The sequence below is a fragment of the Limosilactobacillus antri DSM 16041 genome, from assembly GCF_000160835.1.
GTDB classification, from domain to species: Bacteria; Bacillota; Bacilli; order Lactobacillales; family Lactobacillaceae; genus Limosilactobacillus; species Limosilactobacillus antri.
Genome location: NZ_GG700733.1, coordinates 371629 through 387749 on the forward strand (window position 1 = coordinate 371629; position 16121 = coordinate 387749).

At 52.8% G+C, this 16121-nt stretch carries 15 protein-coding genes and 1 other annotated feature; of the genes, 7 read left to right on the forward strand and 8 right to left on the reverse strand.

Annotated features, from left to right (window positions below; translation table 11 throughout):
• Window positions 1–144: 144 nt before the first annotated feature.
• Entirely contained in the window at window positions 145–1062 is a 918-nt protein-coding gene (locus tag HMPREF0494_RS05370) for a magnesium transporter CorA family protein (RefSeq protein ID WP_040458833.1), read from the reverse strand.
• Window positions 1063–1189: 127 nt separating this feature from the next.
• Between HMPREF0494_RS05370 and HMPREF0494_RS05375 the strand changes: the two genes are divergently transcribed.
• The 4 genes from HMPREF0494_RS05375 (at window position 1190) to HMPREF0494_RS05390 (ending at window position 5379) form a co-directional block, all read left to right on the forward strand.
• Window positions 1190–2119 (forward strand): RluA family pseudouridine synthase, encoded by a 930-nt coding sequence (locus HMPREF0494_RS05375; RefSeq protein WP_007123931.1) that lies wholly within the window; start codon window positions 1190–1192, stop codon window positions 2117–2119.
• Window positions 2120–2139: 20 nt separating this feature from the next.
• On the forward strand, window positions 2140–2907 hold the full coding sequence (locus HMPREF0494_RS05380; RefSeq protein WP_007123932.1) for a TerC family protein: 768 nt from the start codon (window positions 2140–2142) through the stop codon (window positions 2905–2907).
• Window positions 2897–3217, forward strand: coding sequence for a thioredoxin (gene trxA, locus HMPREF0494_RS05385; protein WP_007123933.1), 321 nt, complete (start codon window positions 2897–2899; stop codon window positions 3215–3217). The genes HMPREF0494_RS05380 and trxA overlap by 11 nt, the downstream gene beginning before the upstream one ends.
• Window positions 3218–3567: 350 nt before the next feature.
• Window positions 3568–5379 carry a YSIRK-type signal peptide-containing protein gene (locus HMPREF0494_RS05390; protein ID WP_040458834.1) on the forward strand — a complete coding sequence of 604 codons (1812 nt, stop codon included), beginning with the start codon at window positions 3568–3570 and terminating at the stop codon, window positions 5377–5379.
• A gap of 70 nt (window positions 5380–5449) precedes the next feature.
• Here the strand turns inward: HMPREF0494_RS05390 and HMPREF0494_RS05395 are convergent, their stop codons facing one another.
• The 5 genes from HMPREF0494_RS05395 to HMPREF0494_RS11470 all read right to left on the reverse strand — a co-directional run bounded on the left by HMPREF0494_RS05395 (window position 5450) and on the right by HMPREF0494_RS11470 (window position 9772).
• Window positions 5450–6790, reverse strand: a complete 1341-nt coding sequence (locus HMPREF0494_RS05395; protein WP_007123935.1) for an MATE family efflux transporter — start codon at window positions 6788–6790, stop codon at window positions 5450–5452.
• 184 nt (window positions 6791–6974) lie between these two features.
• Window positions 6975–7739, reverse strand: coding sequence for an ABC transporter ATP-binding protein (locus HMPREF0494_RS05400; protein ID WP_007123936.1), 765 nt, complete (start codon window positions 7737–7739; stop codon window positions 6975–6977).
• A complete protein-coding gene (locus HMPREF0494_RS05405) occupies window positions 7732–8631 on the reverse strand; it encodes an ABC transporter permease (RefSeq protein WP_007123937.1) in 900 nt (299 codons plus the stop codon). Before HMPREF0494_RS05405 ends, HMPREF0494_RS05400 begins: the two co-directional genes overlap by 8 nt.
• Window positions 8628–9617, reverse strand: coding sequence for a tryptophan ABC transporter substrate-binding protein (gene trpX / locus HMPREF0494_RS05410; protein ID WP_007123938.1), 990 nt, complete (start codon window positions 9615–9617; stop codon window positions 8628–8630). The genes HMPREF0494_RS05405 and trpX overlap by 4 nt, the downstream gene beginning before the upstream one ends.
• Before the next feature lie 17 nt (window positions 9618–9634).
• The gene (locus tag HMPREF0494_RS11470) at window positions 9635–9772 is read right to left on the reverse strand and encodes a hypothetical protein (RefSeq protein ID WP_204365257.1); all 138 of its coding nucleotides are present in this window, start codon (window positions 9770–9772) and stop codon (window positions 9635–9637) included.
• 243 nt (window positions 9773–10015) lie between these two features.
• Here HMPREF0494_RS11470 and HMPREF0494_RS05415 point away from each other — a divergent pair, with 243 nt between their 5' ends.
• From HMPREF0494_RS05415 to HMPREF0494_RS05425, 3 genes are all read left to right on the forward strand, one after another.
• Window positions 10016–11560 (forward strand): ABC-F family ATP-binding cassette domain-containing protein, encoded by a 1545-nt coding sequence (locus HMPREF0494_RS05415; RefSeq protein ID WP_040458835.1) that lies wholly within the window; start codon window positions 10016–10018, stop codon window positions 11558–11560.
• Between the two features lie 10 nt (window positions 11561–11570).
• The gene (locus tag HMPREF0494_RS05420; protein ID WP_007123940.1) at window positions 11571–12347 is read left to right on the forward strand and encodes a putative ABC transporter permease; all 777 of its coding nucleotides are present in this window, start codon (window positions 11571–11573) and stop codon (window positions 12345–12347) included.
• 162 nt (window positions 12348–12509) lie between these two features.
• Complete coding sequence (locus HMPREF0494_RS05425; protein ID WP_050759654.1) at window positions 12510–13046, forward strand: glycoside hydrolase family 73 protein; 537 nt, start codon at window positions 12510–12512, stop codon at window positions 13044–13046.
• A gap of 114 nt (window positions 13047–13160) precedes the next feature.
• Here the strand turns inward: HMPREF0494_RS05425 and brnQ are convergent, their stop codons facing one another.
• Complete coding sequence (gene brnQ, locus HMPREF0494_RS05430; RefSeq protein ID WP_007123942.1) at window positions 13161–14465, reverse strand: branched-chain amino acid transport system II carrier protein; 1305 nt, start codon at window positions 14463–14465, stop codon at window positions 13161–13163.
• A gap of 77 nt (window positions 14466–14542) precedes the next feature.
• Window positions 14543–14775: a binding site (T-box leader), on the reverse strand.
• Window positions 14776–14837: 62 nt separating this feature from the next.
• Window positions 14838–16085, reverse strand: a complete 1248-nt coding sequence (locus HMPREF0494_RS05435; protein WP_007123943.1) for a DUF2325 domain-containing protein — start codon at window positions 16083–16085, stop codon at window positions 14838–14840.
• Between the last annotated feature and the right edge of the window lie 36 nt (window positions 16086–16121).

Genomic DNA, 16121 nt, shown 5'->3' on the forward strand with positions numbered 1-16121 from the left:
GACCGGTTCGCACATTACCACCGGCTCTCTGACTCCCAGCGCAGGACCTACTGAAACGATAATTGTTGCCATTATGTTATCGTCTTGCCCGTGATTTGTCAACGGGCACCGCTCTCTTATGCGCCCAGCGGCGGTGTCAAATCGTCACTTCCACCAGCGCCGGTTGATGAGGAAAATCGCGCAGGCAATCATCAGCACGAGGGTGATCCCGAGGGTGAGGAGCCAGGAGAGGTCCCCATCGGCCAGGGGCAGCTTGACGTTTTCCCCATAGAAGCCCGAAACGATGGTCGGAATTGACAAAACGATGGAGTAGATCGTCAGGTACTTCATCGTTTGGTTTAGGTCACTGTCTAACACCTTACTGTAAGCGTTGGAGACCCGTTCGGAAACGTCCGAGGTCATCTGGGCCATTTCCAACCCCTGCTGGGCTTCGACAATTACGTCGTCTAAATCATTGCGCTGCCGGGTCGACATCCGGGAAGCAAAACGCCGCTTGAACTCCTCCAGCAGGGAGACGTTTCCCTTGAGGGAGGTCAGCATGTAGACCAGCCCGGTTTCAATCTCCATGAACTCCGTAATTGCCTTGCGCCCGGTCCGCTTTTGCAGGTTGCGCTGAATTTGCTGGCGCTGTTGGTCCACCCGCCGTAGGGGACCAAAGTAATTGGTCGAAAGCCGGTAGAGGACCGGGAACACCAGGTTGAGCTTATCAGTAATCGGGCCGCGCTTTTGCAGTATTTTCAGCTGGTTGGCGATGATCCCGTTGACGAAGTTCGTCTTGGCGTTGGTGAAGGTGATGATATTATTAGTCGTCAGCATGATTCCAATGGGAGCCGTTTGCGGAGCAGTGACCGCGTGGGTGGGGACGTAAACGTCAAAAATTAGCAGGGTTACTCCGGCGTCGGGGTCGACTTCGACCCGGGCCTTTTCGTAGGGGTCAATAGCGTAGTCCAGCAATTCTTGGGTCACTTCGTATTTTTTGGTCAGGTCCGCTCGCTCACGGGGGAGTGGCTCAAACACACTGATCCACCGACTGTGATCGTTAATTTCTTCTGTACTGAGCACGCTATTCACCTCCGCAAAGCTTATATTAATATTCAACGCTATAAATAGGGAAAAGTAAAGAGAACGCTTTTCCATTTCCCGGGAAATAATTATAAAATAAAACTATCATACTTAACGGGGTGGGAAAATGGCGGACGAAATTCGCTGGAAAATTGAAGAACGCTTACCGAAGGATCAGGCACACTGCAGCTTGCGCACTTTATTACATGACCAATGGCTGCTGCCCAACCGCTATGTGCACTTCTTGCGCTGCCGTCACCATGTCCTGCTAAACGGCCGGTATGCCTACATGAACACGGCCGTGGCGCCAGGGGACCGGGTAATGATGGCTTTTAACGGGGACGAGTTTCGGAACCCGACTGCCAATGATTACTGCCCAACGCCGTCACCGGCAGTTACGGTCCTATTTGAAAATCGGGACCTGGTGGTGGTTAACAAACCGCAGGGACAAAAAAGCCACCCAAACTACCATGGCGAAACGGGAACGTTGCTGAACGACGTGGCGGGCTACTTAGCCGGGAGTGATTGCGGGGCCTTCATGGTCCACCGCCTTGACCAGGAAACCAGCGGGGCAATGATCGTTGCCAAGAATCCGGTGGTGGTCCCGGTACTGAACCGGTTAATCAGCTCCGGGCAGATTCACCGCCGTTACCTGGCTGTGGTCGCTGGCCGGCTGACTGGTCGGGGCCGGTTTACGGAAGCGATTGGTAAGGATCCGCAGGACGTGCGGAAGTACCAAGTCGGTGGTGAGCACGCCAAACCAGCCCAAACCAACTATCAGGTGCTGGCCAACCAAGGTGACCGGACGCTGGTCCTCCTGCAGCTAGCGACCGGGCGAACCCACCAGATCCGGGTGCACCTCGCTCATAGCGGGCACCCGATCATCGGCGACCCCCTATATAGTCGGGATAACTTTTCGCGGATGCTCCTCCACGGGGCCGCCCAAGAACTGGTCCTGCCTTTTTCTTTTAAAAGAATTCAGGTTACCGCCCCTTTACCCACCTATTTTACGGATTATCTGGTAAAATACGGGTTAGAAAAGCTAGGTAGCAAATAATGATACAAGGAGGACATTAATTGTCACTTTTAGAAAAGTTATATGGGCCCTTTTTTGACCCACATAACTGGGCAACGGTTATTACCTCAGGCCAGGATTGGCTAATCATTTTGTCGCTGGTAATAATTGAGTGCCTACTGTCAGTTGATAACGCGGTTGTTCTGGCTGCGCAGACCCGGGTGTTGCCAACTCTGAAGGAGCAGGAGGAATCCCTGTTTTACGGAATCTGGGGCTCCTACCTCTTTCGCTTCCTGATTATTGGGGTCGGGGTCTACTTAATCCACTTTTGGGAGATTAAAGTAATCGGTGCGGCCTACCTGATGTACCTGGTGTACCGCTTTTTCCATAATCGTTACCACGGCCGGCGGCGACGGAAGGTCCGGACGACCGCCGACCGGGTGACGGGGCGGAAACGCTTTTGGCTGGTGGTCGCCCAGATTGAATTTATGGACATCATCTTCTCCGTTGATTCGGTCCTAGCCTCACTGGCGGTTTCACCTAACCCGGTAATCGTACTGATTGGGGGATTGATCGGGATTGCCTGTATGCGCGGGGTGGCCGAAATTATCATGAAACTGATGCGCAAGATCCCGGAACTCGAACCAATGGCGTATGCGTTAATCTTTGTGATTGCGATTAAGCTGTTCTTGACGATTCCGGCAATCGATATTGAGATTCCGTCACAATACTTTGGCATCTTTATGCTGGTGGTATTTGGCTTGACAATTATTGTTCACTTTATCCGGCGCGGTCGGGAAAACAAAAGGAGCAAAAGTAATGGCAATTGAAGCAACACAGGAAAACTTTGACCAGGTGATTACGGGACCGCTGACGGTTGTCGACTTTTGGGCGCCGTGGTGTGGACCATGCAAGATGATGGCCCCAATTTTAGAGGAATTGGAAGCACAATTTGCGGGGCGGATTAAGTTCGTGAAGTTCAATGTCGATAATGGTCAAGAGCTTGCCCAGCGCTATAAGGTAATGAGTATCCCTTCACTGGTCGTTTTCCGCAATGGAATCGCTAAGGAAAAGGTCACCGGGGTGTATCCAGAGGCCAAGCTAGCGCACTATTTCAATCGGAAGCTGGATGAAGCGTGATTTACTACGCCACAAATTAATAACCATCGATGATAAACAAGAGGTTGGCAGCGCCCAGCCTCTTTTTAATTTTAAAGCAGGCAATGCCAGCCGCCTTTTTAATCCCTTGGTTCACTTATCCCCTTATTAGTAAAATGACGTTAATTTAAATAATGGTGATAAGTATAAATCACTAGATAAGCAAAAATAATCATATATCCTAAAAGATTCTTAAAAACATTTTCTGGGCAAATGCTGACTTGACGCCAAACCTGCAATAAAAATTCATATTTTTTATTATTTTCACTTGATAAGCAAACATAAGAAATGGTATAAAATAACCAATATGAATTTGGGAGGACTTTGGGAATATGTTATCAAGTCATAATCAAAATGAAATGTTAAAGCAGCAGGCACAGAAGCACCAACGCTTTGCAATTAAGAAGCTAAGCGTCGGTGTTGCCTCAGTTTTAATTGGGTTGACTTTTATGGGGGTCAGCTCCGTTAGCGCGGATACTGATACTCAGAGCGCTGCGGCTAACCAGTCAGCGGTTGTTAACACTGCTAATGGTGCGCAGACTGATGACCAAGCAACCACCAATCAACCGAAAAATGAAGAAACTTCAGTAGCCGCTAATAAAAGCACTGCCAGCCAAGCGGCTAGTCAAAACAATGCTACCGCTACGCCGGCAGCTGAAAATAACAGCACCCATGCTGCTGAAACGAAGGCCCCAGACTACTACAATGTGACGGTAAACTTCCACGATGTTACCCGTGGCGGCAACATCCAGGTATTGAACCGGAATACTGGTCGCTATGAATACAAGCAGCCATACCAGACAACCGTATGGGCTGGCCGGAACACCTACCAGATCTTCAAGGCCCCAATCGCGGGTTACCAATTACTGAACCCAGAGGTGTTAGACCAGTATTTCGACTTTGACCAGTCCGGCTATGCAACGGTCAAGCAGGGCTACCCTGAACAAAACATCAGTGTTACTTTGAACTACGCTGTTTTGTCACCACTGAAAGTAGAATACATTGATACCGACAATGGCCACGTCTTGGCATCAATGGAGCTGCCAAGCTACTACATGGTGCCCGAATCGCCGGCGCACAAGAATGGTGATGTTAAGTCCCCAGATGCTTCTAAGTACGAAGGGGCGGCAATCAATATCCCAGGTTACCAACTGGTTTCAGAACCGGTTCTGACTGGCCGGATTGATGGTCAAACCCAGAACTCCCTCACCGACAAGAACTACATCCACTTGACCTTTAAGTACAAGAAGGTAATGGACAACGCCGAAGCTACGACTACGACCCCGGGCAAGGACAGCACGGGTGCGGTAATCGTTAACAAGTGGTCAAACCTGCCGGGAATGTTCGTTGTTCGGGGAGTTTATGGCCTGAAGAACAGCGAAGACGGTAACGGGAACGTTGAACAGCGGACGCAAGACTTGATTGACCGTTACAAGAAGCAGGGCTTTTCCTACATTGGTACGACGAACAAGCTGTTTAACGATGACTACTACAACTTCTACGCTACTGGTACTTACATCTACCTGATCCCGAACAAGCCGGTTCAAGTTAACTATGTTGACGAACAGGGTAACAAGTTAGCTGACAGTGACACCCTCGCTACAAACGCCGCTAACCCTGATCAAACCAACCAGGGGATTAACAGTGCTGCATACTGGAATCCAGCTGGTGAATGGACTGCTAAGCCAAAGGACATCCATGGTTACCACCTGGTTAAGACTGAGGGGGCAACGGACGGTGAATTTACCGCCTACCAATACGTAACGAACTTTGTTTACGCTAAGAACCCAGAAATCGTTGACCCGAACGACCCGACGCCGGACCAGCCAACTGACCCGACGAAGCCAACGGATCCGACAACGCCAACTACACCAACCACCCCGACGACTCCAGAAACTCCCGGCAACCCGACTACGCCGGTTAACCCTGGCCAGCCCGGTGTGGTTCCAGGGACTAACCAACCTGGTCAACCGGTAGTTCCAACCCAGACTAGCAAGCAGGTTACGCCTGCAAAGGACAGTCACAATGCCCAACAGTTGCCACAAACTGGTAACGACAACCAAGCTGCTGTCCTCGGCTTAGGAATGGGTGCAGTTGCTAGCCTGCTTGGCTTCCTCGGCTTGAACAAGAAGCGCGAAAACTAGTTAGCAAATAATAATAGTTAAAAGGAGCAACTCACAGCACGTGGGTTGCTCCTTTTAAGTGACTCTTGAATTATTGTTGCTTCTTGGTTTTATCAAAGTGGGGCCGGTAAAGCTGGTAAAAGACTAGTGACAAGATTAAGGTAAGCAGGTCCGAACAGGCTTGGGCAGCCAGGATCCCAGTGTAGCCAAAGAACTTCGCCAAGACCGCGATGGCAATGCCAAAGATCAGCCCCTGACGGCTAAATGACAGCCAGAAAGCGGGGACCGCCTTCCCCATAGACTGGAAGGTCGTGGTGAACACCAGGATGATGCCGGCGAAGGTCGTCGTCAGTGACAGCCAGCGCAGCATCAGGGCACCTTCGTGAACGATGGCCGGGCGGTTCATGAAGAGGGCAATAATGTGCGGAGCGAGCACTAGGAGAACTATCGTCAGAATGAGGTTGATACTGATAATCACCCGCAAGTCAAAGCGGATTACTTCGTTAAACCGTCGTTCATCTCGGGCCCCGTAGGCGTAACCAATGAGTGGCTGGGCACCAAAGGCGAAGCCAACCATAATCATAATGATAATTGAGTTGGCCTTCATCGCGATCCCCATCGCGGCGACGCTGTTGGCTCCGTAGGCGATGAGGTACCGGTTGGTCATCGCGGTGGCAAAAGTCACCATGATGTTGGTCACGGAGGCTGGAATCCCAATGGCGTAAATTTGGCACTGGAGCTGGCGGCTGATTCTGGTTTCGTGGATCGAGGTGGTTAGCTTTTTACTCTTGGTCCGCAGGTAGTAAACCATCAGAATATCGGCAATCACGCTGGACGTAACCGTTGCTAGCGCTGACCCGCCAGCGCCCCAGCCGCAGGTGAAGATAAAAACCGGGTTGAGGAAGATGTTGATCGCCGTGCCGACCATTGAGGCAATCATTGACTGAACGGCCAGCCCCTCGGTCCGCAGGATATTAGCCGGCGAGAGGCCGAAGATGATGAAGGGCGCTCCCCAGGCGATTACCAGGTAGTATTCGCGGGCAAACCGCCAGGTCGCTGGGGAGGCGCCCAGCAGGTGGAGGATCGGGGTTTGAAAACTGAGCATAATCATGGTGACGACCACCCCGCAGACGATTGAATAGTAGAAACAATAGCCAGAAACGTTGCGGGCAATCCGGTCCTGGTGTTCGCCGAACAGGCGTGAAATCAAGGAACTACCGCCGAGACCGAAGACATCCCCGATGGCAATCATTAAGGTAAAAATCGGTGCGGCCTGGGAAACGCCGGCGACCAGGTCAGGATTACCAGTTTTAGAAACGAAGAAGGTATCGACCAGGTTATAGATTAACGTGACCGCCATTGACAGGACCACCGGCATTGCCAGCGCAAAGTAGGCCTTTTTGATTGAGGTGTGTTCAAACAGTTCGTTCATGGCTGAGCTCCTTTAATGATAAATTAAACGGGTGGGAACGGCAGCGTTCATGCTGCCATCCCACCCGTTGATGGATTACCAGGGTAGTGGAACTGCCAGTGCGGCTGGCGTTCGTGTGTCTTTAGCCAGTAATCCCAAAATATAACCACTGTTACTATATCACAGTCAGCGGCGGTGTGTAACCTTAGTCCTCAAAATAATGGTAGAGTTTCTCAACCGTTAATTCCTGCTTCTCCGGACCCCGGAAGTCGGCCTTAATCTGCCCGTTTTGGAGAACCAGCAGGCGGTTGCCGTAAGTAAGGGCGTCTTCTAAATGGTGGGTAATCATTAGGGCGGTCAGGTGGTCATGGGTGATTCGTTCGTTTGTCGCGTGCAGCAGGTTTAAGCTGGTGTGCGGGTCCAGCGCTGCCGTGTGCTCATCCAGCAGCAGGATGTCAGGCCGCTTCAGGGTCGCCATGAGAAAACTCAGCGCCTGCCGTTGCCCGCCGGACAGGGCCCCGGTAGCGGTCGTCATCCGCTTTTCTAGGCCGTTATTCATCGTGGCCGCAAGTTCGGTAAAACGCGCCAGGTTGGCCTTTAATTGGCGGTGGACCAGGTGCCGGCGCTCCCCGCGTTTAGTTGCCAGAAGCATATTTTCGGCGACCGTCATCCGGGGGGCGGTGCCGAGTTTGGGGTCCTGGAATACCCGGGCCAGGAAGGCGGTGCGTTGTTCTTCGGAACTCTTGGTAATATCGACGCCGCTGTGGAGGATCTGGCCCGCGTCAACGCCGAGGTTGCCGCCAATGACGTTGAACAGGGTTGATTTCCCGGCACCGTTCGTACCGACGATCGTGATGAAGTCGCCTTCGTTGATCGTCAGGTTGATCCCCTTGAGAATCGTGGTTTCATTGGCGGTTCCCTTGTTGACAACCGTTTGGACGTCCCGTAGTTCTAATATTGGCTTACTCATGCGGACGGACTCCTTTCAAAATTGACTTTTTCAGGTTGAGGTGCTGTTCCAGCTGTGGCAGCATCATGCAGATTGCTAGCACGACAGAGGAAATCAAGTTGAGGTCGTTGGCGGAGAAGCCCAGTTGGAGAACGACCAGCAGGATAATCCGGTAGATAATGCTTCCCAGCGTCACCGCGACCAGCCGCTGATTCAGGGTTAATTCACCGAAGGCCACTTCCCCAATAATGATTGAGGCGAGGGCGATGACGATGGTGCCGATCCCCATATTGATATCGGCGTAGCCATTATTTTGGGCAATCAAGGCTCCACAGAGGCCGACCATCCCGTTGGAAACCATTAGGCCAACGATCACCATCTTGTCGGTGTGGATCCCCAGCGACTTTGCCATCGTCGGGTTATCCCCGGTGGCGATAAAGGCCTGCCCGTAATCGGTGGCGAGGAAGAGTACCATCAAGATCGTGATGATGGCAATGACGATGATCCCCATGGCGACGCTGTCAAAATACTGGGGCAGGCTGGCCATGAACCGGCCGTTAAATAAGGTCGGCTTGCCCAAGAGTGAAATGTTGGACTTGCCCATGATCCGCAGGTTGACCGAGTAGATTGCGGTCATGGTCAAAATTCCGGCCAGCAGGCTGGGGATTTTCCCCTTAGTGTAAAGGAGGCCGGTGACCAGCCCAGCCAGCATTCCCGCGCCGATAGCAAAGAGGGTTGCCAGCAGGGGGCTGACCCCGTGAGAAATCGCGGTTACCGCAGTTGCTGCGCCGAGGGGGAAGGTCCCTTCGACGGTCATGTCACAGAAGTCCAAAATCCGGAATGTCAAGTAGAGGCCGAGGCCGAGGAGTGCCCATAAGAGCCCCTGCCCGATTGCTGATACCATTAGATTCATTGATAGATCTCTCCCTTCGTCTTTGCTTCGTGTTCAAACTGCTTGGGTACCTGGATGTGGAGCCGCCGCGCCTGCTTGAGATTTAAGACCGGGTCCCCGTGCCGCACATACTCAATTGGCATATTGGCCGGTTTCTTGCCTTTAAGAATCGCTACGGTCATCTTAGCGCCACGAACGCCCAGTTGGTACTGGTTAACACTGTACGTGGCGAGGCCGCCCTGCTTGACCATTGTTGCGGCCGCCGGGAAGACCGGCTTGTTAGCCGCGTTGGCATTTTTAACCAGGGTCTGCATGGCGCCGGCGATGGTATTATCCGTTGGGACGACCACCGCGTCGACTTCCTGGAGCATCTGCTCGGAAACCTGGTTAAGGTCGTTGCTGTTGGCAATCGAGTAGGATTTGAGGTGGATCCCCATCTTCTTGCATTCCCGTTCGATCTGCTGGTGGCCGGCTACGGCAGAGGCGTCACTGGAAGTATAGATGACTCCCAGCGTTTTTAAGTGGGGCATGAATTCTTTGACCAGGGTCAGCTGTTCCTTAATCGGTGACTGGTCGGAAATCCCACTGATGTTACCGCCGGGATGACGGTTGTTTTTTACCAGGCCCGCCCCTTTCGGATCAGTGACGGCCCCCAAAATGATGGGCACCTTACTGGTGGAGTTGGCTGCGGCTTGGGCAGCGGGGGTCGTGATACTATAAATGACGTTGCAGTTGTCGTTGACTAGCTTGGACGCCATGGTCTTGAGGTTGCTCTGGTCCCCGTTGGCATTTTGGTATTCAATCTGAATATTCTTGCCATCGTGGTAGCCCTCCCTGGCCAGTTCATCGACAAAGCCCTTGTAGATTTGGTCCAAGGCGGGGTGGTGCATCAAAATCAACACGCCCACCCGGGGGACCCGGCGCTTGACCAAACCGCCGTTTTCGCTAAAGAAGGCGACGCCGAGGAAGGCTAGCAGCAGGGCAATCAAGGTATACATTCGCTTCATTAATCTTCACACCTTTCCTAAATCAAAAAACGGGAGCCCACATGACCTGGACTCCCGTTTTGCTTGGCAAAATAAAAGTCCGCATGTGGATCCATGCGGACTGAATCATCTGCAAAATCAGCCGGCACAGATGCAATCTGCTTTTCAGGTTGCATCCATGACGAATCAACCTGAAGTTACCGGCTTTGCCAACGGTTACTATGCTTGTTGAACTGACTCTGCTTCATTGTACTTACTCCCTTGCTAGTGATTGCTTTTAAGTATAGCCAAGGGGCAATCTGCTGTCAATAGGAAAAATTAAAAACCTCTCATTTTGTGCTCCCGCCAATCAATTGCTGGCACCAGGCCGGCTGTGATACTATGAAATTAAGAGCTTGATAGATATAAAGGAGAAGAGAATGGCAGTTTTAGATGTCAAAGGGCTGACGATGAGTTATGCCGATAAGAAACTCTATGAAGACGCCAGCTTCCAGTTGGAAAAACACGAGCACATGGGAATCGTGGGCCAAAACGGGGCCGGCAAGTCGACCCTGATTAAAATCTTGATTGGCAAGGTCCTCCCGGTAGCGGGTTCCGTAAAGTGGCAAAACGGGGTCAAGATTGGCTACCTGGACCAGTACGTCGACATTCCCCAGGGGATGACGCTGATCCAGTTCCTTCACACGGCCTTTGCCGACCTGTACCAGCTTAACGACCGGATGAATAAGCTGTACGAGGACTACGCGACCAAGATGGACGAAAATTTGCTGACTCGGGCCGGCCGCATCCAGGAGCGATTGGACGCCAACCACTTTTACGAGATTGAAACGGAAATTGAACGGGTCATGAACGGGCTGGGGCTGACTGAAATCGGCCGGGACCACATGGTATCAGAGATGAGTGGCGGTCAGCGGTCTAAAATTATCCTGGCAAAGATGCTCTTGGAAAATCCTGATGTAATTCTGCTGGACGAGCCGACCAACTACCTGGATACGGCCCACATTGAATGGCTAATTGACTACCTTAACCAGTATCAGGGAGCCGCGATGATTATCTCACACGACTACGACTTCCTCGAACGGGTGACGAACACGATCTGTGACGTGGCGTTTGGGCAGATTACCAAGTACCGGGGCAGTTTCCAACAGGCAATGCGGCAAAAGGAAGAACGTAAAGAAGCCCAGGAGCGGGAATACGAAAAGCAGCAGGTCGTGATTGAAAAGGCGGAACGCTTTATCCGGAAAAATAAGGCTGGTTCCAAGTCCACGATGGCCAAGTCGCGGGAAAAGATGCTGGCCCGGATGAAGAAGATTGACCCGCCGGCGGATAACTTGAAGGCGGTTTTTCATTTTCCGTATGAAAATACCGGTTCGGCGAATGCCCTGCGGGTCAATGAACTGTCCGTGGGTTATGGGCGGCCCCTGCTGGCCCCAGTAACCTTTTCCATGACGATGGGGGAGAAACTGCTCTTTACCGGCTTTAACGGGGTTGGGAAATCAACACTGATTAAGTCCATTTTGAAAAAGATCCCGGCACTGGCGGGGAAGGCCAGCTTCTCACCATCCGCTAAGATTAACTACTTTGACCAGGACCTGGAGTGGGCGGATCCGCAGCTGACCCCCTTGCAAACGATTCAGAATATCTTTCCCACGATGCAGCCGCGGACGATTCGGACGAAGTTGGCCCGGGCGGGAATCAACGCCGCGAATACGATGAAGCCCCTCCACCTGCTGTCCGGGGGTGAACAGACCAAGGTTAAGCTGGCGATCTTGGAGTTGACCCCCTGCAACTTCCTGATTATGGACGAACCGACCAACCACCTGGATGATGAAACCAAGGAGGGGCTCAAAAAGGCCCTGCAAGAGTTCCCCGGCAACCTGATTTTGGTGAGCCACGAGGAGAGTTTCTACACCGGCTGGCTGGACAAGGTCCTCAACGTTGAAAAACTGAGTTTAAAGAACTAGGAGGCCCAAGATGCCCTATACACCTTCGGAAGTGATTGTGCTCTTCTTTACCTATTCCGTCGTTGGCTGGTTATGGGAGACAATCTATTGTTCAATTAAAGACCACCAGTACGCTTACCGGGGGTTCCTGTTTGGCCCCTACTGTCCAGTCTACGGCTTTGCCATCACCACGATTTTAATTACGACCTACCAGGTTCGCGACAACCTCTTCCTGCTCTTTATCGTCGGGATGATCGTGGCCAGCATTTTTGAATACGTCGCCAGCCTCTTTTTGGAAAAGGTGTTTCATATGAAACTGTGGGATTACTCGGACCTGTGGGGCAACCTGCAAGGGCGGATTGCACCCCAAATCTCCTTTTTCTGGGGAATTGGCGTCATCCTGCTGGTCCGTTTTATCCAGCCCATCGTCCAACGGGTAATTAACTGGGAAGAGGGGTGGACCCACGGTATGCTGGCCCTCCTAATCGTTGTCGTAATGGGAACCGACACCGTAATGACGATGATCAGTGTCAAGCATTTCCACATGACGACCAAGCAGTGGGACCAGCGGATCAACGCCTTTCAAGAGCAGCTGCGGGAACGGCTCAAGGAAGCGTTGCCCGAAGAGCGGGCATTGCGCCGCCGGCAGCTGGAGCACTGGGACCAGTCCTTTGTTGACCAGCTCAAGGAACATCCTGGCAAGTCGCTAGGCTGGAACGAACGCCGGATCATTAAGAGCTTCCCGAAGATGAAGGTGCTGGATGCCAAACGCTTTAACCAGGTTAAGCAGCACTTATCGAATAAGTAGTTTTGATGTTGATTTCCCGAAGATTTTCTAAAGTTTAGGCTCAATTGCTCGTGCCAGGCTCTGCCGCTTCCTATAATAGATAAAAATTAAGGCAGGGAGGTGGCAAAGGTGAGCAACAAGCGTAAGCTCGTAATTATCGTAAGCTTACTCTGCGGCGTCTTTATATTCCTCGCCGCGGGTAGTTTCTACTGGTTTCACAAGCAGCGGCAGACACGGCAAGAACATTCGCCCGACATTACGGTTCAGCAGTTCATCAGAGAAGTCGCCCCGGCGGCCCAGCGGGAGCAGGAAAAATACCACATTCCGGCCAGTATCACGATCGCCCAGGCCGGCTTGGAGTCGAACTGGGGCCGTAGCAAGCTGGCGGCTAAGTATAACAACCTGTTTGGTATTAAGGCCAACGGTAAAAAGAACCGGGTAAAGATGTATACAACTGAAAACGTGAACGGCAAGACGGTTAAGGTCAAGCGGTATTTTCAGACCTATTCCAGCTGGGCGGCGTCAATCAATGCTCATACCCAGCTAATCGTAAACGGTACGAGCGATGACCATGCCCGCTTCCGGGCGGTTCAAACGGCCAAGAACTACCGGCAAGCCGCACTAGCGTTGCAAACCGGTGGCTACGCGACGGACCCGGACTACGCCAGCAAGCTGGTTTACGCGATTAAAAAATTTAATTTAGACCGGTACGATAAGTGACTGGCTTAGGACGGCAGTCGCCTTGCGACGCGGAGCCAGTCCTTAAAAATACAAGCAGGCCGCCAAAGTCTGAAGATTGCGTCTTCAAACTCTGGCGGCCTGTTTCATTGAACGTTAATTTAATTCGGTGTTTTCGTTTGCAACCCGTTGCCGGCGGAAGTAGTGGCAAGCCAGGCCGGCAACCACTTGCCCAAAGTGGCTGGCGCTAACGACTGCCGGGAACGCGACAACCATGTCGCCTAGTGCTGGTACGACGGTGAAGAGAACCACGAAGAAGTAGACCACTCCATCCCGGTGGAATAATGGTGAGCTAACTGATAACAGGATTAGGACCATTGACAGCGGGTAGAGGAACATCAGCATTGGCGTCGACCAGGCGATGATCTGGTCCAAACCGAAGTTGGCAGTTAAGAAGGAGGCCAGGCAGCTGAGGGCAAGCCAGGTGTGGTAGGAAACCTTTGGGAAGTGCTTGTGGAAGTCTTGGGCAAAGGCAGCTACCAGGCCAACCGCGGTGGTCAGGCAGGTAACGGTAAGCAGGAAGGCGAGGACCACTTGACCAAAGGCACCGGCGTAGTAGTTAACCAGCTGGTTGAAGGCTACCCCACCATCTGCTGAAATCTTGAAGCGGCCGAGGGACATTGCGCCGAGGAGGATCAAGAGCAGGTAGATCAGGCCGATACCAGCTACGGCCATGACACCGGACTTAGCAACCACCTTGGAAACGTCCTTGGCCCGGCGCTGACCCATTGACCGGACGGCAGTGACCACCGTTACCCCAAAGGCCAAACCGGCAAGGGCGTCCATCGTGTTGTAACCTTCCAGGAAACCATTGGCAACGGCGCTGTGAACGTAGGCGCTGGTAACCGGTGCGCTGGCCGGGTTACCGAGGGGGTTGGCGAAGGCGACGACAAATACCAAGAAGAGGAGTGCTAAGAAAACGGGATTCAAGACCTTCCCGACGTTTGCCAGGATGTTGTTTTCCTTGTACGAGAAAGCGAAGGCGGCCAGGAAGAAGAGGGCGGAAAAGACTAGTAGTGCCCAGCCTTGGTTAGCCTTGGATAAGAACGGTGCAACCCCGACCGTGAAGGAAACGGTCGCCGTCCGCGGGGTCCCAAACATGGGACCGATGGTGGCGTGAATCAAAACCATGAAGACGAGTGCAAACCCGGCCCCCAGCGGCCGCCCAATGTCGTAGACCCCTTCAGCGCGGGTAACCGCTACGGCCAGGACCGAAAGCAGGGGGAGTAAGACCCCGGTAACTAAGAAGCCCAGGGCAGCTGGTCCCCAGTTAGCCCCGGCTAATTGGCCAAGGTGCAGGGGGAAAATCAAGTTGCCGGCACCGAAGAAGAGGCCGAACAGCAGTGACGCAACGACTAGGTACTGTTTGAATGATAAACGAGGTGATGTTAAATCACGCATGGTAAATCCCTCCTAGGATAAAAATAATGGCAATTATTCTGACCTAATAAAAAAGTCCCTTAACCAACTTGCATTGGTTAAGGGACGCCGTGGCGTGGTACCACCCTTTCTTCGGGCCGAAACTGGCCCCTTCACGTACGGCTAATCAGCGATACGCTAACACGATAATGGGTGTACCCACCTAATCTTACTGGATTTTAAGACTAGGACTCGAAAGTGATTTTCAGCTGGCTGGCGACCGATCCCCTCACACCTTACGGGACTCGCTGACGGTGCCAAGCAACCTACTCTTCTTTCTCATTGCGATCAGATAATTAAAATGTTGTTTACTATTTTAACTAAAATCTAATGGTTGTCAACAGTAATTTTAAATTAATTTATTTTTTTACTGCTAGCGGCGTAGGCGGGGTCGCCATTTAACGCCCGGCCGATTGCCCGCTCGACGCCTGTATTTGAGCTTACGTTGGCGATGGCCAGCGGCTTATCGTAACGCTTGGCATGGTGGTTGGCCAGCTGGCTGATGCGGTGGTGGATGGCGTCAATGCAGACCACGACGATATCTGTGTTCCGAATCTCCCGTTTCAGGGTTGAGGAAGAGACCTTTTCTTCCGCTGAGGCATCGAGCCCGTGGAAGACCCCGTGGTGCTTGGTGATAACGGGCTTGAGGCCCTGGACCTTATCCCGGACGCCGGTGATGACCAGCACGGTCCGTTGCTTCAGGTCGTAGTCCAGTTTCTGCTCGTAGTCGTGCTGGGGATGGGCCACCTTTTTAACCGGTTTTGGTTTTGCTGGCTGCTTAGTGGTGTCGTAGTCGTTCTTTTCGTGGATCCAGCGGATACTGCCGTCAGCGGCGTCCTTAAGGCCGTTACCACGGTCGTAGTAGGCATAGTCAATTACCATTCCGGCCTTGAGGTTGCGGCCGGGGTACTTGAAGGGATCGACGACAATTGTGTTTTCCGGTGCCTGGTCCAGCAGCGAGTTCTTTTTGAGGGTACTGCTGATCTGGAGGACGTCAGAGCCGGGAACGGCTTTGAGTTCCGCGTACTCAATTACCGTGATTTTTGCCGGCTGGTAGTCGGGCAGGTGGTCACCGCTGACCCGGCTAATGGCTGGCAACCCCCGGACCCGCTGCTGGGGGTCGACCTCCACTACGTCCCCGTCAGCGACAGCGAAGGGCAGGCGGTGGAGGAGGGCTTCAGGGTAATAGTGATGGGCAATCTCCGCACCGCTCAGCTTCCGGTGGACAACATAGCGGTTGTCGGCGGCCAGCCGTTCTTCGGGAGTAACCTCCTGGGGAGCGGCGTCTGCTGGTGGCTGGGGTGCTGTTTTCCGGCGCGGCTGCCCTGCTGCCCGGTTGTCGGCGGCGGGACCGGTAAGGAGCGATTTTAATTGGCGCTTGCTGTTTTCCGGCAGCGGCTGACTAGGACGGTGGACCTGGTGCTGGTGGAAGCGGGGCCTGGTTTCATGGGGCTGGTCAGGGACTGCTGGGGCATCGGCATAGTGGTTGAGCACGTTCACAATGGTGGTCAGACTGCGTAAGGTCTGGGCGAGGCTAGCCGGCTCTGCACTGGTATTTTTCAGCAGGTCAATGAGTTCCTGCCGGTAATCATAGATTTTCATTTTGACATGGTCCTTTCTAAAAAGCTGACTACCTCA